The 22495-nt window shown below is 61.7% G+C and carries 20 protein-coding genes and 2 tRNA genes; 11 read left to right on the forward strand and 11 right to left on the reverse strand.

The genetic code is table 11. From position 1 onward, the window contains the following. Positions 1–287 precede the first annotated feature (287 nt). From NKH50_RS22555 to NKH50_RS22570, 4 genes are all read left to right on the forward strand, one after another. Positions 288–917: an ATP-dependent Clp protease proteolytic subunit gene (locus NKH50_RS22555; RefSeq protein WP_023674655.1), complete on the forward strand. Its 630-nt coding sequence runs from the start codon at positions 288–290 to the stop codon at positions 915–917. A 304-nt stretch (positions 918–1221) separates the two neighbouring features. Then, on the forward strand, positions 1222–2496 hold the full coding sequence (clpX, locus tag NKH50_RS22560; RefSeq protein WP_006332719.1) for an ATP-dependent Clp protease ATP-binding subunit ClpX: 1275 nt from the start codon (positions 1222–1224) through the stop codon (positions 2494–2496). Between the two features lie 280 nt (positions 2497–2776). Further along, the gene (lon, locus tag NKH50_RS22565; RefSeq protein ID WP_352881079.1) at positions 2777–5188 is read left to right on the forward strand and encodes an endopeptidase La; all 2412 of its coding nucleotides are present in this window, start codon (positions 2777–2779) and stop codon (positions 5186–5188) included. A 196-nt stretch (positions 5189–5384) separates the two neighbouring features. Next, a complete protein-coding gene (locus NKH50_RS22570; RefSeq protein ID WP_006201846.1) occupies positions 5385–5657 on the forward strand; it encodes an HU family DNA-binding protein in 273 nt (90 codons plus the stop codon). A gap of 74 nt (positions 5658–5731) precedes the next feature. On the opposite strand, the gene NKH50_RS22575 is transcribed toward NKH50_RS22570, so the two are convergent. Continuing rightward, on the reverse strand, positions 5732–6754 hold the full coding sequence (locus NKH50_RS22575; protein WP_352491904.1) for an aldo/keto reductase: 1023 nt from the start codon (positions 6752–6754) through the stop codon (positions 5732–5734). A gap of 183 nt (positions 6755–6937) precedes the next feature. Between NKH50_RS22575 and hxlB the strand changes: the two genes are divergently transcribed. Both hxlB and NKH50_RS22585 read left to right on the forward strand, forming a co-directional pair. Beyond that, positions 6938–7504: a 6-phospho-3-hexuloisomerase gene (gene hxlB / locus NKH50_RS22580; RefSeq protein WP_352491905.1), complete on the forward strand. Its 567-nt coding sequence runs from the start codon at positions 6938–6940 to the stop codon at positions 7502–7504. A 5-nt stretch (positions 7505–7509) separates the two neighbouring features. Next, positions 7510–8253 (forward strand): creatininase family protein, encoded by a 744-nt coding sequence (locus tag NKH50_RS22585; protein ID WP_352491906.1) that lies wholly within the window; start codon positions 7510–7512, stop codon positions 8251–8253. A 49-nt stretch (positions 8254–8302) separates the two neighbouring features. Here the strand turns inward: NKH50_RS22585 and NKH50_RS22590 are convergent, their stop codons facing one another. The 3 genes from NKH50_RS22590 to NKH50_RS22600 form a co-directional block, all read right to left on the reverse strand. Next, positions 8303–9220 (reverse strand): carbohydrate ABC transporter permease, encoded by a 918-nt coding sequence (locus tag NKH50_RS22590; RefSeq protein ID WP_352491907.1) that lies wholly within the window; start codon positions 9218–9220, stop codon positions 8303–8305. A gap of 26 nt (positions 9221–9246) precedes the next feature. Next, the gene (locus NKH50_RS22595; protein ID WP_352491908.1) at positions 9247–10368 is read right to left on the reverse strand and encodes a carbohydrate ABC transporter permease; all 1122 of its coding nucleotides are present in this window, start codon (positions 10366–10368) and stop codon (positions 9247–9249) included. Positions 10369–10454: 86 nt separating this feature from the next. After that, positions 10455–12131, reverse strand: coding sequence for an ABC transporter substrate-binding protein (locus NKH50_RS22600; RefSeq protein WP_352491909.1), 1677 nt, complete (start codon positions 12129–12131; stop codon positions 10455–10457). Positions 12132–12425: 294 nt separating this feature from the next. Between NKH50_RS22600 and NKH50_RS22605 the strand changes: the two genes are divergently transcribed. The 3 genes from NKH50_RS22605 to rbsK are packed head-to-tail and all read left to right on the forward strand — an operon-like array spanning position 12426 to position 14913. Continuing rightward, on the forward strand, positions 12426–13484 hold the full coding sequence (locus tag NKH50_RS22605) for an ABC transporter ATP-binding protein (RefSeq protein ID WP_352881083.1): 1059 nt from the start codon (positions 12426–12428) through the stop codon (positions 13482–13484). A gap of 30 nt (positions 13485–13514) precedes the next feature. Further along, positions 13515–13967 carry an RbsD/FucU family protein gene (locus NKH50_RS22610; RefSeq protein WP_352881085.1) on the forward strand — a complete coding sequence of 151 codons (453 nt, stop codon included), beginning with the start codon at positions 13515–13517 and terminating at the stop codon, positions 13965–13967. A gap of 4 nt (positions 13968–13971) precedes the next feature. After that, entirely contained in the window at positions 13972–14913 is a 942-nt protein-coding gene (gene rbsK / locus NKH50_RS22615; protein WP_352506461.1) for a ribokinase, read from the forward strand. Between the two features lie 235 nt (positions 14914–15148). Here rbsK and NKH50_RS22620 read toward each other — a convergent pair. Then, positions 15149–15225, reverse strand: a tRNA-Asp gene (locus NKH50_RS22620). 217 nt (positions 15226–15442) lie between these two features. Between NKH50_RS22620 and NKH50_RS22625 the strand changes: the two genes are divergently transcribed. Both NKH50_RS22625 and NKH50_RS22630 read left to right on the forward strand, forming a co-directional pair. Beyond that, a tRNA-Val gene (locus NKH50_RS22625) sits at positions 15443–15518 on the forward strand. 737 nt (positions 15519–16255) lie between these two features. After that, positions 16256–16582 carry a hypothetical protein gene (locus tag NKH50_RS22630; RefSeq protein WP_254817609.1) on the forward strand — a complete coding sequence of 109 codons (327 nt, stop codon included), beginning with the start codon at positions 16256–16258 and terminating at the stop codon, positions 16580–16582. A gap of 201 nt (positions 16583–16783) precedes the next feature. On the opposite strand, the gene NKH50_RS22635 is transcribed toward NKH50_RS22630, so the two are convergent. The 6 genes from NKH50_RS22635 to NKH50_RS22660 form a co-directional block, all read right to left on the reverse strand. Further along, positions 16784–17440 (reverse strand): GNAT family N-acetyltransferase, encoded by a 657-nt coding sequence (locus NKH50_RS22635; RefSeq protein WP_352881088.1) that lies wholly within the window; start codon positions 17438–17440, stop codon positions 16784–16786. Continuing rightward, positions 17437–18207, reverse strand: coding sequence for an SDR family oxidoreductase (locus NKH50_RS22640; RefSeq protein ID WP_352881090.1), 771 nt, complete (start codon positions 18205–18207; stop codon positions 17437–17439). The genes NKH50_RS22635 and NKH50_RS22640 overlap by 4 nt, the downstream gene beginning before the upstream one ends. Then, positions 18204–19199, reverse strand: coding sequence for an ABC transporter permease (locus tag NKH50_RS22645; protein ID WP_254817612.1), 996 nt, complete (start codon positions 19197–19199; stop codon positions 18204–18206). Before NKH50_RS22645 ends, NKH50_RS22640 begins: the two co-directional genes overlap by 4 nt. A gap of 161 nt (positions 19200–19360) precedes the next feature. Next, positions 19361–20401 (reverse strand): sugar ABC transporter substrate-binding protein, encoded by a 1041-nt coding sequence (locus tag NKH50_RS22650; RefSeq protein WP_254817613.1) that lies wholly within the window; start codon positions 20399–20401, stop codon positions 19361–19363. A gap of 39 nt (positions 20402–20440) precedes the next feature. After that, positions 20441–21205, reverse strand: coding sequence for an ATP-binding cassette domain-containing protein (locus tag NKH50_RS22655; protein ID WP_254817614.1), 765 nt, complete (start codon positions 21203–21205; stop codon positions 20441–20443). After that, positions 21202–22368, reverse strand: coding sequence for an ROK family transcriptional regulator (locus NKH50_RS22660; RefSeq protein ID WP_352477331.1), 1167 nt, complete (start codon positions 22366–22368; stop codon positions 21202–21204). The genes NKH50_RS22655 and NKH50_RS22660 overlap by 4 nt, the downstream gene beginning before the upstream one ends. Positions 22369–22495: the final 127 nt, after the last annotated feature.

The following is a 22495-nucleotide window of genomic DNA, read 5'->3' on the forward strand; positions in this document are numbered from 1 at the left end:
TGTAGGGTAAGCCGTGGCCGGAAAAAGCGGTTTCACCACTTTTCGTTAAGCGATGTGATTAAGAAACTGCTAAGAGCGCCCCGTCCCACGGCAGGAGAGGGGCTGCCGGCACGGCGACGGGCGAAACTTGCTTTGGAAACCTTGATTCGACTTAACCGGATGGCTAGGGGAGGCGGCCTTGCGCTAGGGTGAGCCGGCATCCTATTTACACAATAACGATCCAGAACCGATTCTGCCCGATTGCAAATCTCCGGCGCCGGAATCCCATCCTCAAAAAGGGATAGTCCATGAAGAACCCCGTCGAAACCTACATGAACCTCGTTCCGATGGTGGTCGAACAGACCAATCGCGGCGAGCGGGCCTACGACATTTTCTCGCGGCTCCTCAAGGAGCGTATCATTTTCATCACCGGCCCGGTCGAGGACGGCATGGCGACGCTGGTCTGCGCGCAACTGCTGTTCCTCGAGGCGGAGAATCCGAAGAAGGAAATCAACCTCTATATCAACTCACCCGGCGGCGTCGTCACCTCCGGCATGGCGATCTACGACACCATGCAGTTCATCAAGCCTGCCGTGTCGACGCTGTGCATCGGCCAGGCCGCATCGATGGGTTCGCTGCTCCTGACTGCCGGCCACAAGGACATGCGCTTTGCCACGCCGAACGCCCGCATCATGGTCCACCAGCCTTCCGGCGGCTTCCAGGGCCAGGCCTCCGACATCGAGCGCCATGCCCAGGACATCATCAAGCTGAAGCGCCGCCTCAACGAGGTTTACGTCAAGCACACCGGCAAGAGCTACGATGAGATTGAAAAAACGCTCGACCGTGACCATTTCATGACTGCCGACGAGGCCAGGGATTTCGGTCTCATCGACAAGGTCATTTCGTCACGTGAGCCGGTCGAAGGTATTGCCTTATAGGTCCGCGGTGGCCCCGCGGTGGCAATGAGTGGCGGGATCACGCGCTTTTGGCGCAGCTTGCGGCATTTCGGCCACAATTGGCTGTTCCCTCGACGGGTGCAATTGCCTACGTTAAGGCTATGTTGATTTTCGACGGCTTAGCTTTGCGTGGGGTTGTTCGAATCATTGCCCCGTTTTCCGATTTGTGTTTCGTACGGAATGCGTTGCGGGAGCCGGGGCACTGGCGGCAGCGGATTCCCGCGATAGATTGAATATGCGCCCTTTCAACCAGACCATCGGCGGGCGGCCATGAAAGGACAGGAAAATGAGCAAGGTCGGCAACAACAGCGGTGATTCCAAGAACACGCTTTATTGCTCGTTTTGCGGCAAAAGCCAGCACGAAGTGCGCAAGCTGATCGCCGGGCCGACGGTGTTCATCTGCGACGAATGCGTCGAACTGTGCATGGACATCATCCGCGAGGAGAACAAGACCTCGATGGTGAAGTCGCGCGAGGGCGTGCCGACCCCGCAGGAAATCCTCAAGGTTCTCGACGACTACGTCATCGGCCAGCCCTACGCCAAGCGCGTGCTGTCGGTGGCCGTCCACAACCACTACAAGCGCCTCGCCCATGCCGGCAAGAACAACGACGTCGAGCTGGCGAAGTCCAACATCCTGCTGATCGGCCCGACCGGTTGCGGCAAGACGCTGCTGGCGCAGACGCTGGCCCGCATAATCGACGTCCCCTTCACCATGGCCGATGCGACGACGTTGACCGAGGCCGGCTATGTCGGCGAGGACGTCGAGAACATCATCCTGAAGCTGTTGCAGTCGGCCGACTACAACGTCGAGCGCGCCCAGCGCGGCATCGTCTATATCGACGAGATCGACAAGATCTCGCGCAAGTCGGACAATCCCTCGATCACCCGCGACGTGTCGGGCGAGGGCGTGCAGCAGGCACTTTTGAAGATCATGGAAGGCACTGTCGCCTCCGTGCCGCCGCAGGGCGGCAGGAAGCATCCGCAGCAGGAATTCCTGCAGGTCGACACCGCCAACATCCTGTTTATCTGCGGCGGCGCTTTTGCCGGCCTGGACAAGATCATCTCGGATCGCGGCAGGAAGACCTCGATCGGTTTCGGCGCCATCGTCGCTTCGCCCGAGGATCGCCGCACCGGCGATGTTTTCCGCCTGGTCGAGCCTGAGGATCTCTTGAAGTTCGGCCTCATTCCCGAGTTCGTCGGTCGTCTGCCTGTCCTGGCGACGCTGGAGGATCTCGACGAGCCGGCACTGATCCAGATCCTGACCGAGCCGAAGAACGCTCTGGTCAAGCAGTATCAGCGGCTGTTCGAGATGGAGAATGTCGACCTGACCTTCCACGAGAACGCGCTGTCGGCGATCGCCAAGCGCGCCATCGAGCGCAAGACCGGCGCTCGTGGCCTGCGGTCGATCATGGAAGCGATCCTGCTCGACACCATGTTCGAGCTGCCGGCGCTGGAAGGCGTGCGCGAAGTGGTTATTTCGGAAGAGGTGGTGTCAGGCAACGCCAGGCCGCTCTACATCTATTCCGAGCAGAAGGAAAAGAAGGGCAACGTCAGCGCCTGACGTGAGCCGGCAATGGATTTTTCTGAAACGGCGCCGCAGGGCGCCGTTTTGCTGTCGCACACAGCCTACGGCGCCGCGTAATGGCCGCGGATTGGAGGGACGGACCGTGTTGACCCTTGATCTTTACCCCCTGTGCCTCCAACTAATGGCAGAAGGCCGTGGTGCCGAATTCTGTGCTGTAAAACTCCCGTCACAAACGGTGGTAGGCGGAACGATCCCCGGTCGTTAATATGAGATTCGCGGTTGGCCGATTGGCGGCCGCGACATGAAAGGTTGGACAATGGCCAAATTATCCAAGGCTCCCAGCGACGGCGTCTTCGCAGTCCTCCCACTGCGCGACATCGTGGTGTTCCCGCACATGATCGTTCCGCTCTTTGTCGGGCGTGAGAAATCGATCAAGGCGCTGGAAGAAGTGATGGGTCAGGAAAAGCAGATCCTGCTCGCGACCCAGATGAATGCCGCCGACGACGATCCGGAGCCCGATGCCATCTTTGACATCGGCACGCTCGCCAACGTGCTGCAATTGCTGAAACTGCCGGACGGCACCGTGAAGGTGCTGGTCGAAGGTGCATCGCGCGCGAAAATCGTCGCGTTCACCGACCGTCCCGATTTCCATGAAGCCCGTGCTGCGGCGCTGGTCGAACCGGATGAAGAAGAGGTCGAGGTCGAGGCGCTGGCGCGTTCCGTGGTCACCGACTTCGAGAACTACGTCAAGCTGAACAAGAAGATCTCGCCCGAAGTGGTGGGTGCCGCCAGCCAGATCGACGACTATTCCAAGCTCGCCGACACGGTCGCTTCGCATCTTGCTATCAAGATCCCCGAGAAACAGGAGATGCTCGCCACGCTGTCCGTCAAGGAACGGCTGGAAAAGGCGATGGGCTTCATGGAAGCCGAAATCTCGGTGCTGCAGGTCGAGAAGCGCATCCGCTCGCGCGTCAAGCGCCAGATGGAGAAGACGCAGCGCGAATACTACCTCAACGAGCAGATGAAAGCGATCCAGAAGGAGCTCGGCGAAGGCGAGGACGGCCGCGACGAGGCCGCCGAGATCGAGGCGCGCATCAAGAAGACCAAGCTCTCCAAGGAGGCCCGCGAAAAGGCGGAAGCCGAACTGAAGAAGCTGCGGACGATGTCGCCGATGTCGGCTGAATCGACCGTCGTGCGCAACTATCTCGACTGGCTGCTGTCGATCCCGTGGGGCAGGAACTCCAAGGTTAAGCAGGATCTGGCCTTTGCCCAGAATGTGCTCGATACGGATCATTTCGGCCTCGACAAGGTCAAGGACCGCATCGTCGAATACCTCGCCGTGCAGAGCCGCCAGAAGAAGCTGAAGGGGCCGATCCTGTGCCTCGTCGGACCTCCAGGCGTCGGCAAGACCTCGCTCGGCAAGTCGATCGCTAAGGCGACCGGCCGCGAGTTCATCCGCATGGCGCTGGGCGGCGTGCGCGACGAGGCCGAGATACGTGGCCACCGCCGCACCTATATCGGCTCGATGCCCGGCAAGGTCATCCAGTCGATGAAGAAGGCGAAGAAATCCAACCCGCTCTTCCTGCTCGACGAGATCGACAAGATGGGCCAGGATTTCCGCGGCGATCCGTCATCGGCTTTGCTCGAGGTGCTCGATCCCGAGCAGAACTCGACGTTCATGGACCATTACCTCGAGGTCGAATACGACCTGTCGAGCGTGATGTTCGTGACGACGGCGAACACGCTGAACATCCCTGCGCCCTTGATGGACCGCATGGAGATCATCCGTATCGCCGGCTACACCGAGGACGAGAAGATCGAGATCGCCAAGCGTCACCTGATGCCCAAGGTGATCCGCGACCACGCGTTGCAGCCGAAGGAGTTCTCCGTCGGCGAGGATGCGATCCGCGGCATCATCCAGACCTACACCCGTGAAGCGGGCGTCAGGAGCCTGGAACGCGAGCTGATGAAGCTCGGTCGCAAGGCGGTGACCGAGATCCTGAAGACGAAGAAGAAGACGATCAACATCACGGCGGACAATCTTGCCGATTACCTTGGTGTTCCGCGCTTCCGCTTCGGCCAGGTCGAGAGCGACGATCAGGTCGGCGTGGTCACCGGGCTCGCCTGGACGGAAGCCGGCGGCGAGCTGTTGACGGTGGAAGGCGTCATGATGCCCGGCAAGGGGCGCATGACGGTGACCGGCAATCTGCGCGACGTGATGAAGGAATCGATCTCTGCGGCGGCCTCTTACGTCCGCTCGCGGGCCATCGATTTCGGCGTCGAGCCGCCGCTGTTCGACAAGCGCGATATCCACGTCCACGTGCCGGAGGGTGCAACCCCGAAGGACGGACCGTCGGCTGGCGTGGCGATGGCGACGGCGATCGTCTCTGTGCTGACCGGTATCCCGGTCAGGGCCGATGTGGCGATGACCGGCGAGATCACGCTGCGCGGCAGGGTGCTGCCGATCGGCGGCCTTAAGGAAAAGCTGCTTGCCGCGCTGCGCGGCGGCATCAAGAAGGTGCTGATCCCGGAAGAGAACGCCAAGGATCTGGCGGAGATTCCGGAAAACGTGAAGAGCGGCATGGAAATCATTCCGGTCTCACGCGTTGGCGAAGTGTTGCGCCATGCGCTGGTGCGCATGCCGGAACCGATCCAGTGGGTGGAACCCGTTAATGCGCCGGCCGTGGTCGATGTCGGAGACGAGGCTGGTAAATCGCTGGCGCATTAGCACTTGCTAAAGTTGCAATGCACAAAGAGAGAGCCGGGCCTTGAGCCCGGCTTTTTCATGTGAAGAACCGCGGATTTCCGGGCTTTTTTCAACTTTCTTGGCGCTTTTCGACTTGGTTGCCGGGGCGCTTCTTTCTAAAGTCCGTTTCCTGCCGGATGAGTCGAGTGTTCCGGTTTTCTCATGGAAGGGAATTTTTATGAACAAGAACGAACTGGTATCCGCTGTCGCCGATGCCGCGAGTATTTCGAAGGGTGACGCGCAGTCGGCGGTTGATGCGGTGTTTTCCGTCATCACCGGCGAACTGAAAAAGGGCGGCGATGTCCGGCTTGTCGGCTTCGGAAATTTCACCGTGTCAAAACGCGCCGCGTCGACCGGCCGCAATCCGCAGACCGGTGCGGAAGTGAAGATCCCGGCGCGCACCGTGCCGAAGTTCTCGGCCGGCAAGGGCCTCAAGGACGCGGTCAACTAAGCGCCTCCTTAAGTCTTTCAGAGAAAAGAAAAGCCGGCATATCCGGTTTTTCTTTTCTGTTGGAAAAAGCGGCGCTATGCCGTCGGCGCGTCAGTGCGCATCAAGCCTTCCTTCTTGAGATCGGCCCACAGCGCCGATGGCAGCTTCGCGTCGAGCAGCGAGCGATTGCTTTCGACTTCGCCCGGCCGCTGGCCGCCGGGGATTACCGAGACGACGGAAGGATGCAGCAGCGGGAACTGCAGCGCCGCCTCGATCAGGCGCACGCCGTGGCGCTTGCAGACGGCCTCGATGCGAGCGACGTGGTCGATGATGTCCTGCGGCGCCTCCGAATAGTTGTAGTAGGCGCCGGGCTTGGGCCCGGTTGCCAGGATGCCGGAATTGTAAGGCCCGCCGAGAACGATGCCGATGCCGCGTTGCTGGCATAGCGGCAGGAAAGACTGCAGCGCTTCCTGCTCCAGCAGCGTGTAACGCCCGGCAAGCAGGAACAGATCGAAATCGCCGCGCTCGGCCAGCGTCTGGGCAACCTGCCACTCGTTGATGCCGCCGCCGAACGCCTTGATCACGCCCTGGTCGCGCAATGCCAGCAATCCGTAATAGCCGGAGCTCATGAATTCCTGGATCCGCTGGTCCGAGGCTTCCTTGCTGCCATGGGTGAAGATGTCGACATCGTGCACGAAGAGGATGTCGATGCGGTCGACGCCGAGCCGTTCCAGCGAGGCCTCGAAGGAGCGCATGACGCCGTCATAGCTGTAATCGTAGACCTCGCGGCGCGATGGGGTGTCGAAGAATTTGCCGATGCCGGTGCGCTGTTCCGGCGGGCAGGCGCGCATGATGCGCCCGACCTTGCTGGACAGCACGTAGTCGTCGCGCTTCTTCGAACGCAGGAACGGATTGAGCCGCGTTTCGGCTAGCCCCAGCCCATAAAGCGGCGCGGTGTCGAAGTAGCGGCAGCCGACCCGCCACGCCGCCTCCAGGGTGGCATTGGCATCCGCATCGGAGACGGCGCGGTAGAGATTGCCGAGCGGCGCAGTGCCGAAGCCGAGCTCGGTGAAGTTGATGCCGCCATTGCCGATGCGGTCGAAATGCCGTGTCTTCATATGCTGTCGTTTCCTCATTTGGATTTGCCGTGACACTATCACGGCTGCGGCGCATCAAAAGCACTGCGTGTCGTTGGACACCGATTTTCGCGGTGATAGCATGAATGAAAACAAGCCGTTCGGGGCAGATGTGACTGAGATATTCAAGTGGTTCTCCGGCACCTGCAAGCTGGTGCAAATGTGATGACGGACGCCGGCGATAACCTGTTTGGGATTGCGCTGAGCGAGCTTGGCACCGTGCTGGAGCGCATCGACGCAAGCCGCATCGACGCCGCTTGCGCCATCTTGGCCGGCGCGAAAAAGATCGTCACCTATGGCTGCGGCCGCGAGGTGCTGCAGGTCAAGGGTTTTGCCATGCGGCTCTACCATCTCGGTCTGCCGGTGTCGGTCGTCGGCGACATGACCACACCGCCGCTGGGCGCGGGCGATGTCTTCCTCGCCAGTTCCGGCCCGGGGGAGACGTCGACGGTGCTGACCTTGATGCGGGTCGCACGCGATGCCGGTGCCGCCGTTCTGCTGCTCACCGCGCAAGCCGACAGCACTGCCGCGAAGCTGGCCGACTTCACACTGCTTATCCCGGCTCAGACCATGGCCGACGACCAGGGCCCGGAAAAGACATCCGTGCTGCCGATGGGCTCGGTTTTCGAAGGCGCGCTGTTCGTCCTCTTCGAAGTGATGGTGCTGAAGCTCAGGGATCTGACCGGCGTCTCGCCGGAAGCGATGCGCGCCCGCCACACCAATATGGAGTAGGTGTCATGCGCTACGAATTGATGCTGCCGCATCAGATCCGCAAGGCGATCGCCGAGAACCGGCCGGTCGTGTTGCCGCTCGGTGTGCTCGAATATCATGGCGAGCACATGGCCGTCGGCATGGACACGCTGGTGGTGGTCAAGAGCCTGGAACTGTTCGAAAAAGAAGCCGAGATCGTCATTCTGCCGCCCTTCTATTACGGCGCGGCGAGCTATGCGGTTGCAGCACCGGAGGGCAGGGGTTCGGTGCAGGTCGGCGGCAATGTGCTGACGCCATTTGCGGAAGAACTGTTCTATAGCCTGCTGCGCATCGGCTTCCGCAACATCCACGCCATCATTCACCACCAGACCGAAAATTTTGCCGCCGGCATGCCAACCGATCTCGCCTTCAAGGCCGCCGGCCGGCAGGCGATCTTCCGCTTCCTGGAGAAAGAACGCGGTGAAGGCTGGTGGGGCTCTGCGGCGATGGCCGACTATTATGCCGAGCACGCCGAGGGCATCAATTTCTTCAACTGGGTGCAGGTGCATCCGCTGATGCCGGCTTCAATGCACAGCCGGTACCCGTTCGATCATGCCGGCATCGGCGAGACGTCACTGATGCTGGCGCTGTGCCCGGAAGCGGTCGATGCCGATCGCTTCGCCGACAACACCGGCTGGTACACGGCAAGCGCCTCCGAAGCCTCGGCGGAACTGGGGCAAAAAGGGGTTGCCATGATCCTCGAGCATTTGCGGGCAACACTTTCGGGTTAGCGCGCTTTTCCCTTCTCCCCTTGTTGTGGAGAAGGGAAGGCTGGCGCAATTACTTCACCGCGCCCGCGGTCATGCCCATGATCAGGTAACGCTCGAGCGCGATGCCGATGACGGCGAGCGGTGTGATGGCGGCGGTGGCAAGCGCTGCCATCGACCACCAGTTGATGCCTTGCGAGCCGGTCTGGCTCGCCACCATGACAGGAATGGTCTTGGCGTCGGTCGAGGTCAAAAGCGCGGCGAAGAAATACTCGTTCCAGCACAGCACCATCGCCAGGATGAAGGCGGCGACCATGCCCGGCAGCGCGATCGGCATGACGATGCGCAAGAACGCGCCCCAGATCGACAGGCCGTCGACGAGGGCTGCTTCCTCAAGCTCGACGGGAATGGAATTGAACTGGTCGCGCATGATCCAGATGACGATCGGCAGCACCATCAGCGTATAGAGCAGGATCAGCCCGACGCGCGTGTCGAGCATGCCGACTTCCCGGTAAAGCACGAGAAAGGGCAGCGCCAACACGACCGGCGGCAGGATCAGCTGCGACAGGAAGAAGAACGAGATGTCCTCGTTCTTGAACCAGGCGAAATGGTAGCGATAGCGGGTAAGTCCGTAGGCGGCGAGGCTGCCGATGATGATGGCGAGGCTCGATGCGCCGACCGAGGTGATCACCGAATTCATGAAGCGCTTGAGGAATTCCTCGCGCACGGTCGAGGTCTGGAAGATCGAGTCCGGTGAAAGGCCGAGCGAGCGCCAGCCTTTCCAATCCGGCTGGAAATCGACGAACGGGATCAAATGACCTTGAGTGACGTCGACCGCGGTCTTGAACGAGGTGGTTATCGTCCAATAGATCGGGAACAGGCAGATGAACGCCCAGAAGGCGAGCGCGCCGTAGATGAAGACGCGACTGGCGACGAAGCTCGCCGGCGAGCGGATCTCCGAGGCGACATATTCGGTGGTCTGGACGCTCATCTTGTTTCAATTCACCCGATCTTGCTTCAATTGACATTGCGCACGAAGCGGTTGGCAAATTTCAACAGCCACGTGACGAACACAATGATGATGACCAGATAGGCCATCGCCAGCATAGTGCCGTAGCCGACATTCGAGCGGTCGCGATACTCGCGATAGATGAAGCTCGACACGGAATCTGTCGCACCGCCCGGACCGCCGGACGTCACCGTGATGATGATGTCGGCAAGCTTCAGCTTGAAGATGATGCGCAGGATCACCGCCGTCACCGACACCGGCAGCATCAGCGGGAAAGTGACCTGCCAGAAGGTCTGCCAGGCGTTGGCGCCGTCGACCCGCGCGGCTTCGAGCACCTCGCGCGACATCGCCTGCAGCCCAGCCAGCAGCATGATCATCATGAACGGGATGAAGGTCCACGCGTCGAGCACCATGATCGAGATGCGGGCAGTGATCGGGTTGGAGAAGAAGGCCGGGTTTTCCCAGCCGAGATGCCGCGCCAGCGTCGCGGCCGGTCCGAAGCGGTACTCCATCAGCGATTTGCCGATCATCCACGACACCGCGACGGGTGACAGCATCAAGGGCAAGAGGAAGACAACGCGGAAGAATTTTCGCGCCCGGATCTGCGCGTTGAGCAACAACGCCAGGCCAAAGGCAATGATATATTCGACCGACACCGCCAGCACATAGAGCGCCATGTTGAACAGCGCGTTGCGGTAGTAGGGATCGCCCAGCATCTGCCAGAAATTGGCGAGCCCGTTGAACGTGCGGCCGCTGAAGGAACTGAGGTTCCAGTCGGTGAGCGCGATGTAGAAACCGAACAGGGTTGGGAAGATCACCATGGCGATGGTGAACAGCAGCGCCGGCAGCAGGAACAGGGCACGCTGGCCGTCCTCGCCGCGGGTCAGCACCTGGCCGGCGCCAATCGCCAGGCCCCACAGAACATAGGCATAGACGACGGGCCGCCAGGTCTCGAAGCCGATGGTGTCGGCTTCGGTCTTGTACAGGATCTCCAGCGCGATTACCGCCAGCAAGCCAAGCGTCGCAACGGCCATCAGCCCCCAGCCGAGCCGTTTGCGGCGAGGGGAAATCAGATCGGAAGGGACGGCATCCGCCGGCCACGGGTTTACGGTCGAAGTCTGGTCAGCCACAAATTTCGCCCGTTTGAAGGCTCATCGAGGAGCCGGAGCTGTCTGGGGTGGTCGGGCGGTGCCGCCGGACCACGGTTTCACATAGCCTACATGCCGAGCGAGGCCTTGTAGAGCTTGATCTGGTTGTCGCGGCCGATCTGGTCGGTCAGCTTCTCCCAGGCCGCCGCAATGGCATCGGCGCCTTCCTGTGCCTTCATCTTGCCGGCGAAGGTGTTGGCCAAAATATCCTCGGCGGCGCTGTAGTATTGGAAGATGCCGGGGATGCGTGGCTCGATCGCCGCGTTCGGATGGTTGTAGCTGTCGGATTCCGACTTGAGGTACGAGGTGATGAACGCCTCGTCGTAGCCGGCCGCCACCCACTCCGGAATATCGAAATGGCTGTTGCGGTAAGGCTGGAAGCCCGACGGATACGCCGCGCACCACAGTGACAGGTCCTTGCCGCCGAGATGGGCGGCGGCGGACCAGGCTGCCTTCTTCTTCTTCTCGTCGCTGTCGACGCGGGCCATGACATAGACGCCCCAGCCGAGATAGGCGCAGTTTGGCGCATAGTTCGGGCCGCTGGCGAGCTTGTCCCACTTGCCGGTCTTGGAATTATAGACATCGTCCGAGCCCGGCAGGATCGAGAAGCCTGTGACGTCGCCGACGACCGAGGAGTCGTTAGTCTTCGCATTCGAGCCAGCGTCTCCCCACCAAGCCAGCATCGAACCAGTGCCGCCCAGGAATTGGGAGAAACAGGTCTGGTTCGGGTCGGCATTGATTTGATCCTGCGGTTCGAAGGGCAGCGCGTCGATCACGTCCTGGATCGCCCGCACCCAAGCCGGGTTGTTGACGCGCGGCTTCATCGTATCGGCGTCGAACAGCCACGCCTTGTCATCAGGGTGCTTAGCATAAGCACTGGCACGGCTGCCGAGGAAGTAGAAGCCGAATCCACCCCATGCCTTGGGCGCGTCGAGGTAGCCGTAGACGTCCTGGCCCTTCATCTGCTTGCCCTTGAGGAACTTGGTCACGGCCTGCACCTGCTGCCAGGTCTTCGGCACGCCCCATTCCGTCAGGCCTGCCTTGTCGCCGCTATCGGCTTTCCAGGCTGCTGCCAGATCAGAGTCGGAGAACACGTCGGTGCGGTAGTTGAAGTTGTGCGCGTCTCCGTCGACGGTCACGCGATACTGCTTGCCGTTCCAGGTGCCGACCGGCGGCTTCAGATAGGCCACCAGATCGTCCATATCGATCTGCTTCCTTACCCAGTCGGGCATCTCGGAAGTGAGGCCCTTGCCGCAGACATCGCCTTCGAAAGGAGCGCCCATCTCGACGATATCAAAGTCGATTGTGTTCGTGGCGATAGCCTGCTGCAGGCGCGGATTGTAGTCCGCCTGTGCAAGGTCGATCCAGTTGATCTTGGCGCCGGTATAGGCCTCCCACGGCTTCAGGAAGCCGCGGAAAAGCACATTGTGCAGGTTCTGGTTGTTGAGGCCCATGAAGGAGAGCTCGACGCCGGCGAATTCGCCTTCCTTAACGTTGGCCTTGGTGGCTTCGAGGCAAAGCTCGCCGACCTTCTGGAAGTCGGCATCGGTCGGCTGACCTTTGCCGACGCCAGGGATCTGCAGGATCTTGGTGCGCAGCTCGCTGGCAGCCGAAGCCGGCCGCGTCAGTGCGCCGAGGCCGGCGCCGGATGCCGCGGCGATCGCGGCCATGCTGGCCGCCCCCTTCAGCACGTCGCGGCGGGTGGCCCCGGCGCGGACAAGTTGGTTATAAAGGCTGATTTTCATCTCGTTCCTCCCAGAAGGTCAATTGTGAATAGGTTCAGATGGTGGAGCGCCGATTATGTTCCCCAACGACAGCGACTCCCGTAAATAGCGGCCCGAATTCTCCCTCCCGCGACGCTTGGCATTCAGTGCCGGACAAGCGTACCGGTGCGCCCGGAACAGGGTCATAAGCCGGGCAGTTGTCACTATTCGCACAACGAAGTGCGGTGTCAACGTGAATGGGTTTTTTATCTATAAGAGACTGACTTGCCCTCGCCGTTTGCGTTGTTTAGCTTCACGGCAAATGAAGGGGGAATGATGGCTCAAGTCGCGATCCGCAATGTGGCCAAGGCGTTCGGAACCGTCAAGGTTCTGCACGATGTCAGCGTCGACATCGCCGACGGGCAGTTCGTGGTACTGGTCGGGCCTTCCGGCTGCGGCAAATCCACGTTGCTGAGGATGGTAGCGGGGCTGGAAACAGTCTCCGGCGGCACCATCGCCATCGGCGAGCGCGTCGTCAACCATTTGCCGCCGGCCAAGCGCGACATTGCCATGGTGTTCCAGAACTACGCGCTCTATCCGCACAAGACGGTCGAGCAGAATATGGCCTTTGCTCTCAAGCTGCGCAAAACCGACCCGGCGGTGGTCACTGAGCGGGTCAAACGGGCCGCCGACATCCTCGACCTCAATCCCTACCTCAAGCGCTATCCGCGCCAGCTCTCGGGCGGCCAGCGCCAGCGCGTCGCCATGGGCCGCGCCATCGTGCGCAACCCGCAGGTGTTCCTGTTCGACGAGCCGCTCTCCAATCTCGATGCCAAGCTGCGTGTCCAGATGCGCACCGAGATCAAGGAACTGCACCAACGACTGAAGACCACCACCATCTACGTCACTCACGACCAGATCGAGGCCATGACCATGGCCGACAAGATCGTGGTGATGCGCGACGGTCGCATCGAGCAGGTCGGCGCGCCGCTGGAATTGTTCGACCGGCCGGCCAACCTGTTTGTCGCCGGCTTCATCGGCTCGCCCTCGATGAACCTGCTCAAGGGCGTCGTGCGCAAAGGCGACAAGCCCGTCGTCGAGATCGCCGGGACGCGGTTCCCGATTGCTGCCAAGAGTGCCGTGGAAGATGGCCGCAATGTCGTCTACGGCGTGCGGCCCGAGCATCTCGAAATCCATCCAGATGGTGTTCCGGCGAAGATTTCGGTGGTCGAGCCGACCGGTTCCGAGACTTTGGTGTTCCTGCGCTTCGGCGAGGGCGAGATGGTGGCGCTGTTTCGTGAGCGCCACGACTTCAAGCCGGGCGACACACTGCACCTGAAACCGCGGCTCGACCAGGTGCATCTCTTCGACGCAGCGACCGGAAAGCGTCTCTGATTTCGCCCAGCAAACTTCGCGAGGAATACCATGCTCAAAGGAATCAATCCCCTGCTCAATGCCGATGTGCTGCAGGCGCTGCGGGCGATGGGCCACGGCGACGATCTGATTATCGCCGACACCAATTTCCCGTCCGATTCGGTGGCGCGCCAGACCGTGCTTGGCCGGTTGCTGCGCATCGATGCGTCGGCGGCCGACGTGGTCAAGGCGGTACTTTCGCTCTATCCGCTGGACACCTTCGTCGACGACGCGGCCGCGCGCATGGAGATCGTCGGCAAGCCGGACGACATTCCCGCCGTGCAGCAGGAAGTGCAAAAAGAGGTCGATGCCGCCGAGGGCAAGGCCTGGCCGATGATCTCGGTCGAGCGCTACGCCTTCTACGAACGCGCCAAGAAGGCCTATTGCGTCATCCAGACCGGCGAGCGCCGCTTCTATGGCTGTTTTGCCTTCCGAAAGGGCGTCGTGCCACCGGATGCGGAGTAGGGGCATGCCGGCGAAACCGATCGTCATGAAGCCGGTTGTCATATTGGGCGTCTTCGTCGCCGACACGGCCTACCGCGCCGCCCGCCAGCCGCGGATGGGCGAGACGATCCTGGGCACGTCCTTCACGCTCGGCCCCGGCGGCAAGGGCTCGAACCAGGCGGTGGCAGCCGGCCGGCTCGGTGCCGATGTCACCTTCCTGACCCGCCTCGGGGCCGACCCCTTTGCCGATATGGCGAGACAGACCTGGTCGCAGGCCGGAGTGAAGAGCGCCGTCATCGACACGCCGGAAAGCTACACCGGTGCCGCCTATATCTTCATCGAGGAGACGAGCGGCAACAACGCGATCATCGTCAGCCCCGGTGCGGCGATGCTGATCACGCCCGCCGATATCGAGGCAAATGCCGGCCTGATCCGCGCGGCCGGCGTCTTCGTCACCCAGCTTGAGCAGCCGATCGAGGCGGCGATGCGGGCGCTGGAGATCGCGCGCGGGGCAGGGGTGACCACCATTCTCAACCCGGCGCCGGCGGCCAAGCTTCCGGACCGCATCTATACACTTTGCGACTATGTGACGCCGAACGAGACTGAGGCCGAGGAACTGACCGGCATCAAGGTGTCCTCCATCGACGATGCCCGCCGTGCCGCCGACAGCCTGCTTGAGAAGGGCGTGGGCGCTGTCGTCGTGACGCTCGGCGAAAAGGGCGCGCTGCTGCACACGGCCGACCGTTCCGAGCATGTCGCAGCGGTCGCCGCCGGCCCGGTCATCGAGACCACCGGCGCGGGCGACGCCTTCAATGGCGGCCTGGCCGCCGCGCTGTCGAGCGGGATCGAACCCCTGCAGGCGGTGCGCTTCGCCTGCGCCGTCGCCGGCATCTCGGTCACGCGCCCGGGCACCGCGCCGTCCATGCCGACGCTGCAGGAAGTCGAGGCACTGCTCGCCAAGGGGTGAAGCCCGGCGCTGCGGGATGAGACTGTGAGCGGGAGCGAATGGGTTAGACCCGGCTCTTGTCCGAGAAGCTATTGTCTTCTGGCTTGACCACAAACAGGCGGGCAGGTCGATGGATGAGGATCAATGCCAGAATTCGAAAGGAATGGACCTGGACTGGGTCACGAAAGAAGATGATTTTTGACAAATCAACGTCGACATTTCTCCGACATCAAGGGCACGTGGCCCTAAGGAGAAATGGCGCGAGTGACGGGGCTCGAACCCGCGACCTCCGGCGTGACAGGCCGGCACTCTAACCAACTGAGCTACACCCGCGCATGGACGAGCACGTGTCAGCCGTGTTCGTCGTTGGGGCGGTGGATAAGGGGTAAGCCACCGGGTGTCAAGCGGACCCGGACAGCATAACAGCAAACAGGAGAAGGTTTTTTGACAAGCCGAACTTTGTTGCCGAAACCGACTCCCGGCCAAGCCACTCGCCGTTCATTTGGCCTTGCGAAGCCGGTCCTAACTGCTTAAAGGTCCGGCCCGGAGCGGGCGATTAGCTCAGTTGGTAGAGCGCTTCGTTTACACCGAAGATGTCGGCGGTTCGAGCCCGTCATCGCCCACCACTTTCCATCGACGTGTTCATTCAGGCATTGTCTTTTTGCAATGTCCGGTTCACACGCCTGCACCGTCGGAGAATCGTCCAACTGGCGGTTGGTAGACGCAACTATCTGGCATCTTATCATTTCTCCTTGATCGCCCCGCCGCATCGGAAAGAGGCGGCGGGCTTCTTCGTTGCCAGGCACTGGTCTTCGCGATAATGTCGGCATGGTTTGGAGGTCGGAGCGTGAAAGAATTCCCTCGGAAGCCCGACAATAACCAAGTAGCACGTGCTCGTCAGGCCACTGAACACGGAACCGCGCTGATTGAAGAGCTTCGCTACACGATCGCCCTATCGCGTCGGCTGATCGAGGCGTCACATTCACTGCTGAAGAGGTCGCAGAGCCAGGGCAGGCCTCTCGAGAGTGATGGTATCGAGATTGGCTAACAGGCACGTGGTCGGTCGACGGTAAGGTCCCGCCGCAGTGCACATGGACCCTTCGATACTGAGTTGTCCCGGCAAACAAACCAGCAATCGACGCAACTGGCGGTTTCGTGATTGTTGCGGTATCTCCGCTCCCAAACGCTTCGCGGTCCGGGGTGCGCGCATAGACAGTAGGACTTTGGTCTGATCGAACTGTCTTTCCCGTGGGACCTAAGTCTGATCTGCTGGCTCCCTGGGTGGCAAACGATTGCCGAAAGTTAAAGCTTACAGTAATTTAAGGGAGCACAAAAGAAAGCTAAAATCTTACTGCACATGGGCATGGGTGGGCGCGAAAATATTCCTGGATGGCTTGCGAGTCATCTTCCGGATGATGCGGTGATCGCAGGAGATCTCGCCGATAAGATATCTAAGGAGGCCGAAGGAAACCGGCTTCCGGGCGAACGGGTTGTGGAGACAACCCGTAGCGCAGAAGACACCTTCAAGAAGGAAAAAGGCGAACCGTATCGCCGCGCCACGATTGCGGGAATCTTGGCCAGCGGCTCATTCCTCGCGCTGTTGGTGTTAGCGATCTATCTGCTTTATGTGTTCTCGATCGTGGCCGGGGAAACGGTCGCGAATGTTCCCCTGCCGCCCACAGTGAACTAGTAGCCGCTCCGCCAACACTCGAATTAGCCCCGCACTGTGTTGATGCTGGTAACTTTCGTGTCTGCGGTGGACCACGCGAGGAAGGTTTCGTTCCCGCGGCAAAGGTGTTCACACGGGGCAACTGGCTGCTGCAGAACGGCAGCATTGTACTTCCATTGGCCTCCCGGTTCTTTGCAACTTAGGCGATTGGCTTGTCGCAGATCAGCGTGCACTCGCCGGAGCGTGAGCAATCAGTTTCGCCACATAAACACAATGCTTCGATGAATCAGCGTCCTGCACGACCTCAAATCCAATCGCCTTATAGAACTTTAGCGCACCATCGTTCTCCGGCATCACTTCGAGGTGAATGCCGGTCGAGCCGCTCGCGGCAAGGCGCTGCTCGAGGAAGGCCATCGCGCGCCTGCCGATGCCTTTCCCGCGCGCTTGCGGCAACAGGTCGATATGGCCATGCGACGGGTAGGCCGCCAGCGCAGGCGAAACAGCGAAATCGGGATGATGGACCCGGTGCCGCGCCCAGTCGCTGCCACGCCAGCGTGAGCTGTCGGGTCCCGGGTCTGCCACGCGCCGCTGTAGGTCCGGGTACCAGTCTGATGCCAGGCTGGCATTGAAAGCGGCTGTTTCGGCTGCGCCAAGCAGATAGCCGGCCGCACCTGTCGGGCTATCGATAATAAAGGCCAGATCGGGTTCGAGGGCCTGGTAGGGAATGGTGTAGAGCAGGCCGAGCAGGTCCGGGTCGTCCTGTCGGCCGCTGGCGTCCTTGCCAGCATCGCCGGTCTTGAGACAGATCATCGCAAGTGCCGGATGATCGGCGGCGGTCGCCCGGCGCAGGAAGAAACCGCCGCCGAAATCGAGGATCATGGCGGTAGCAGCCGGAAATCCTTGCCCTCGGGCAAAAGCTGCCCGCCGTCGACGATGATGGTCGTGCCGGTGATGTAGCCGGCGTCATCCGAGGCCAGGAACAGGAAGGCATTGGCCACATCGCGTGGGCTGCCGAGACGGCCGAGCGGGATGGCGTCTTCCATGTTCTTGATGAAGGCCGCACCGCGATGCTGCTCTATGCCTTCGGTGAGGATGTTGCCGGGCTCGACGCCGTTCACGGTGATGCCGTACCCCGAGAATTCGAGAGCCGCCGAACGGATGAGGCCGTTGATACCGGCCTTGGTCGCCGAATAGTGGCCATGACCGGGGCTGGTGACGTGCGGGCCGGTGATGGAGGAGGTGAACAGCATGCGGCCAAAATGCTGTGCCTTCATCGGCACCAGCGCCGCGCGTGCGGCGATGAAGCTGCCACGCAAGTTCACCGCCATGACCCGGTCCCAATCGTCGGGACTCGTGTTTTCCAGCAATTGCCAGGGATAGATTCCCGCATTCTGTACCATGATGTCGAGCCGGCCGTGACGGTCGAGCGCCAGTGCAACAGCAGCCTCGGCATCGGCCATCTCCGAGATGTCGGTGCGAATGAAGGCGGCGCCAAGCTCGTCCGCAGTCGCTTGCCCGGCCTCAACCTCGGTATCGGCCAGGACCAGCTTCGCGCCCTCCTCGGCAAAGCGCTGTGCGATCGCCTTGCCGATCCCGCGTGCGCTTCCGACGACCAGCGCGACCTTATCTTCCAGACGGCCGGTCATGCCAGCCTCTGGCGAATGGTCTGCTTGAATGCGTCGAGCAGCACGGCGGCGAGCACCAGCAGGCCGTGGATCACCTGGGTGAAGTTGGCCGGCAGGCCCATCAAATTGATCGCTGTGTTGATGGCGGAGAGCAGCAGCACGCCGGCATAGACGCCGGGCAAGGTGCCGACGCCGCCCTTCAGGCTGACGCCGCCGATGACGACCGCGGCGAAGGCATTGAACAACAGGCCGACGCCGAGATTGGCGGTTGCGCCGGAGGTGCGGATTGCCAGCAGCCAGCCAGCAAGACCGGCAATGGCGCCGGCGAGAACGAAGGCTATGACCAGGTTGCGGTTGACGCGGATGCCGGCGCGAAAGGTCGCAGTCTCGTTGCCGCCGATCATGACCAGGTGCCGGCCGAAGGGCGTCTTGGCCATGATCAGCGAGAAGACGATGAAACAGGCGATGGCGATCCAGGCGGTCAGCGGCAGGCCGCCCAGGCGCTGGATGGCGAACCAGCGGATTGCCGGCGCAAGGTCCTGTGCCGAGCGGCCGCCGGAAATGACCAGCACCAGGCCGCGCACCCAGATGTAGGAGGCCAGCGTGATGATGAAGGCACTCATCTTCACCTTGACCACCAGGTAGCCGTTGATGACGCCGATGAGGCCGCCGACGGCAAGGGCGATGAGCAGCGAAACCGGAACCATCAGCCATTGCGGCTGCAACTGGATGCCAAGGCCGATGCCCGACGAGCAGAACAGAATGCCGACCGCCATGGCGCTGAGCGCCGCCACCGATTCGACAGACAGGTCCATATGGCCGGCGATGATGACCAGCGCCAAGCCAATCGACATGACGCCGAGCACGCTCGACGCCTCGATGATGTTGGCGAAGATGCCGAGCTGAAAATAGTTCGGGATAAGGATGGAAAAGACCACCAGCACGAAGACCAGCATGAACCAGACGAGATTGTCGAGGATGAACTCGAGGGTTTGGCGCGTGCGGGGGTTCATCTCAGGGTCCGGTTGGCGCCGACGCCGAAAACCATTCGGTTTTCGGACTATCAGGCGCGGTTGAAAATTGCTGCAGCATTCCCGTGCGCGTCCGTTCGAACGCACCGCGGCTGCAGGGCTGGGCTCCGGGCCGGCATGGCCCGGAGCTTCTGGTGAGTTCGCTATTCGACCGGCTTTATGGTTTCGGTCGGCGGCTTCATGTTGCCCCAGAAGGCCGGGTTATCGACGTTTTCCTTGGTGATCGCAGCGCCGGGGATCTTGATGTTCGGCCCCCACGCTTCCTTGGTCAGGGTCGATTTCAGGCCAAGCACATCATATTCGCCTGGCTTGATCTCCTGCTTGTTGACCACCTTGTCCATGAACATCGCGACCGCCGCGGCCTGAGCGTAGAGCGGCTGCTCGACTTCGACATTGAGCCAGCCCTTGCGGATCAGGTCGAGGCCGACCGGAGCGCCGTTCGAGCTCATCAGCATGACGTCGCCCGGTTTCTTGCCGGCGGCCTCGAGCGAGGCAACGGCGGCGACCGAAAGATGCGCCGCATGGCTGAAGATCAGGTCGATGTCGGGGTTGGCGAGCATCTGGTCGGCAACGATGGTGCCAGCGTTACTGGCCTCCCATTGCATGGCCGGCAGCGAGATGATCTTGACGTCCGGGAACGCCTTCATCTTCTCCTCGAAACCCTTCTGGATGTCGAGCGTGTAGGGGTCGCCCGGATCGCCAAGCACCTGCAGGATCTTGCCCTTCACCGAGCCGTTTTTCGCGGTCAGGAGCTTTTGCGCCTGATCGGCGGCGACGTAGCCGATCTCGACGGTTCCGGCCACCGAGGTGAAGTCGGACGGGGTCGAGGTTATCTGGCGGTCGAACTCGACGACCGGGATGCCGGCGGCACGGGCCGCCTCGACCGACGGCTTCAGCGCATTGAAATCGACGGCGGCAAGGATGATCGCCGCCGGCTTCAGCGCGATGACGTCGTTCATCTGCGATTGCTGCGCGTCGGTCTTGTTGTCCGCGTTCAGCGTCTTCATCTCGTAACCGACCTGCTTCAGGAACAGTTCCAGCGCGCTCACCGAGCCGGTCTGGAACTCATCGAGCAATGTCGGCACCATGTAGTAGACGGTGCCCTTCGACTGAGCGAATGCCGGCGTGAGCGTGGCAAAGGCCAGTGCCAGGATACCGAAGACGGAAAGAAGTATTTTCTTCATGTCGTTCGCTCCTCTTGCGCCGGACCCCTCATTTGTCCCTCAGTTCGCCGGTCCGGCACCGGCGAGCGTCTCTCCGGTGATCATGTTGATCACCGCGTCGGGACTTGTTTTGTTGCGTGCGACGTCGCCAGCCACGACACCTTGCCGGATCACAACGATCCGGTCGGCGACCTGGAAGGCCTGTTGCATGATATGGGTGATGATGACGACGCCGATGCCCTGGCTCGCCACCTGGCGTATCATGTCGAGGCCGCGCCGCGTCTGCTCGACGCCGAGCGCCGCGAACGGCTCGTCGAGAAGCACCAGCTTGCCGCCAAAATGCACGAACCGATTGAGCTCGATGGCCTGCCGCTGGCCGCCGGAAAGATGCTCGACATTGGTGCGAAGCGAGGGAATGCGGGTGCCGGCGCTGGCCAGTGCCCTTTGTACCACCTGCTCCATCGCGCGCTCGTCGAGTACCGGAATGCCGAGAACCTTCCTGGTGATCTCGCGGCCCATGAAGAAATTGGCGACCACGTCGACGTTGGTGCAAAGCGACAGGTCCTGGTAGACCGTCTCGATCCCAGCGGCCTTGGCCTCGGCGGGAGATTTGGCCAAGAATTCCTTGCCTTCGAACAGCATGCGGCCGGAGGTCGGCTCGAGGCCGCCGGCAATGATCTTGACCAGCGTCGATTTGCCGGCGCCGTTGTCGCCCAGAAGCGCCACCACTTCGCCCTTGCCGATCGAAAAGCTGATGCCTTTCAGCGCTTCGATGGCGCCGTAATTCTTGGCGACGTTGTCGAGCACCAGCAGCGGTTCACTCATGCCGCGATCCCCTTGTTATGCAAGAGATCCCGACCGCGTTCGCGTTCGGCGGTGAATATCTGGCCGAAGCGCGGCGAAAGCACCCCCGAAACGGCAAGTGCGGCGGCGCCGCGCAACACCGCATGCTGGCCGCCGCGTGCGACGCTGACGCGGGGCGTCGTGCGATCGCTTCGCGCCGAGACCGAATTGGGCAGGTGCGCGGCCGCGCCGGCAAGCCTTTCGAGCAGGTCGGTGGACGCCAGCCCGCCGAGGATGATGGTTTCGGGGTCGAACAGGTTTTCGATGATGGTGACGGCGTTGCGGAAGATCGGCGCAATCTCGCTCACCCACGCGGCGTCGGCGATTTTGCGGCGCCGCAGCGCCTCGAGCGAGAGATACCGTTCGAGGCAGCCGCGATTGCCGCACGGGCACGGCTCGCCGCCCGGCACAGCGGGAATGTGGCCGATCTCGCCGGCATTTCCCCAGGCGCCGCGCAATGCGGCCCCATCATGCACCATGACGCCGCCGAGGCCGACACCGAAATAGAGATAGTAATATTCGGAATACGCCGTCCCGAGGCCGTAGAGGCGCTCGCCGATAGCCGCCGCCGCCATGTCGGTTTCGAAAAAGGCCGGCAGCCCGGTTGAGGCGGCCAGCCGCTCGCGCAGCGCCACATCCTTCCAGCCGGTCATGGTGGTAGGCCCCACAAAGCTCATGGACTCCACGCCGAACGGTCCGGGCAGCGCCATGCCGATGCCGAGAACGCGGCCACCGGGCCGCAATGCCGTCAATTCGAGCACCATGGCGCCGATCAGCTCGAAAGCGTGGTCGGGCGTTGCATTTGGGGCTTCGCGGTAGGTGCTCTCGATAACATCGCCGCTTAGGTTGATCAGGGCGGCATTGATGCCCAGCGGGGTGACGTGGATGCCGACGGCATAGCCGCCTTCCGGATTGATGCGCAGCGTCGCCGGTGGCAGGCCGCGCCCCTTGGGCTCTTCGCGGAGCGACAACACGTAACCGTGCTCTTCCAGCTCGCGAACGATAGTCGACACCGTCTGCACGGTGAGCCCGACGCGTCTTGCAATGTCGCCGCGGGCAATCGGTCCGTGAAGGCGGATGGATTCGAGCACGATACGCCGATTATATGGCCGCCCGAACTCCTGATTGGTTCCCCGCAGTGCCATGCCTTGTGCCCCCGAGAGAGGCTAGACTGGCACCGAAGATTTATTCAGTCAAATGGAATTCAAAAATAAAATTGACCAGCCCGTGCAGAGCGAATCTGGCGTCATGCCGAGCCCGAAGGGAGCAGCC

It is taken from the genome of Mesorhizobium sp. M1027 (assembly GCF_040318745.1).
In the GTDB taxonomy this organism is placed as follows: domain Bacteria; phylum Pseudomonadota; class Alphaproteobacteria; order Rhizobiales; family Rhizobiaceae; genus Mesorhizobium.

What these genes read in the sequence shown, in the direction of transcription:
- NKH50_RS22645 (WP_254817612.1), bottom strand. Translation starts at nt 19,199, where the DNA reads ATGAACCCCCGCACGCGCCAAACCCTCGAGTTCATCCTCGACAATCTC.
- hxlB (WP_352491905.1), top strand. Translation starts at nt 6,938, where the DNA reads ATGACGGACGCCGGCGATAACCTGTTTGGGATTGCGCTGAGCGAGCTT.
- NKH50_RS22590 (WP_352491907.1), bottom strand. Translation starts at nt 9,220, where the DNA reads ATGAGCGTCCAGACCACCGAATATGTCGCCTCGGAGATCCGCTCGCCG.
- rbsK (WP_352506461.1), top strand. Translation starts at nt 13,972, where the DNA reads ATGCCGGCGAAACCGATCGTCATGAAGCCGGTTGTCATATTGGGCGTC.
- NKH50_RS22610 (WP_352881085.1), top strand. Translation starts at nt 13,515, where the DNA reads ATGCTCAAAGGAATCAATCCCCTGCTCAATGCCGATGTGCTGCAGGCG.
- NKH50_RS22585 (WP_352491906.1), top strand. Translation starts at nt 7,510, where the DNA reads ATGCGCTACGAATTGATGCTGCCGCATCAGATCCGCAAGGCGATCGCC.
- NKH50_RS22605 (WP_352881083.1), top strand. Translation starts at nt 12,426, where the DNA reads ATGGCTCAAGTCGCGATCCGCAATGTGGCCAAGGCGTTCGGAACCGTC.
- NKH50_RS22640 (WP_352881090.1), bottom strand. Translation starts at nt 18,207, where the DNA reads ATGACCGGCCGTCTGGAAGATAAGGTCGCGCTGGTCGTCGGAAGCGCA.
- clpX (WP_006332719.1), top strand. Translation starts at nt 1,222, where the DNA reads ATGAGCAAGGTCGGCAACAACAGCGGTGATTCCAAGAACACGCTTTAT.
- NKH50_RS22575 (WP_352491904.1), bottom strand. Translation starts at nt 6,754, where the DNA reads ATGAAGACACGGCATTTCGACCGCATCGGCAATGGCGGCATCAACTTC.
- NKH50_RS22630 (WP_254817609.1), top strand. Translation starts at nt 16,256, where the DNA reads ATGGGTGGGCGCGAAAATATTCCTGGATGGCTTGCGAGTCATCTTCCG.
- NKH50_RS22650 (WP_254817613.1), bottom strand. Translation starts at nt 20,401, where the DNA reads ATGAAGAAAATACTTCTTTCCGTCTTCGGTATCCTGGCACTGGCCTTT.
- NKH50_RS22660 (WP_352477331.1), bottom strand. Translation starts at nt 22,368, where the DNA reads ATGGCACTGCGGGGAACCAATCAGGAGTTCGGGCGGCCATATAATCGG.
- lon (WP_352881079.1), top strand. Translation starts at nt 2,777, where the DNA reads ATGGCCAAATTATCCAAGGCTCCCAGCGACGGCGTCTTCGCAGTCCTC.
- NKH50_RS22655 (WP_254817614.1), bottom strand. Translation starts at nt 21,205, where the DNA reads ATGAGTGAACCGCTGCTGGTGCTCGACAACGTCGCCAAGAATTACGGC.
- NKH50_RS22600 (WP_352491909.1), bottom strand. Translation starts at nt 12,131, where the DNA reads ATGAAAATCAGCCTTTATAACCAACTTGTCCGCGCCGGGGCCACCCGC.
- NKH50_RS22555 (WP_023674655.1), top strand. Translation starts at nt 288, where the DNA reads ATGAAGAACCCCGTCGAAACCTACATGAACCTCGTTCCGATGGTGGTC.
- NKH50_RS22635 (WP_352881088.1), bottom strand. Translation starts at nt 17,440, where the DNA reads ATGATCCTCGATTTCGGCGGCGGTTTCTTCCTGCGCCGGGCGACCGCC.
- NKH50_RS22570 (WP_006201846.1), top strand. Translation starts at nt 5,385, where the DNA reads ATGAACAAGAACGAACTGGTATCCGCTGTCGCCGATGCCGCGAGTATT.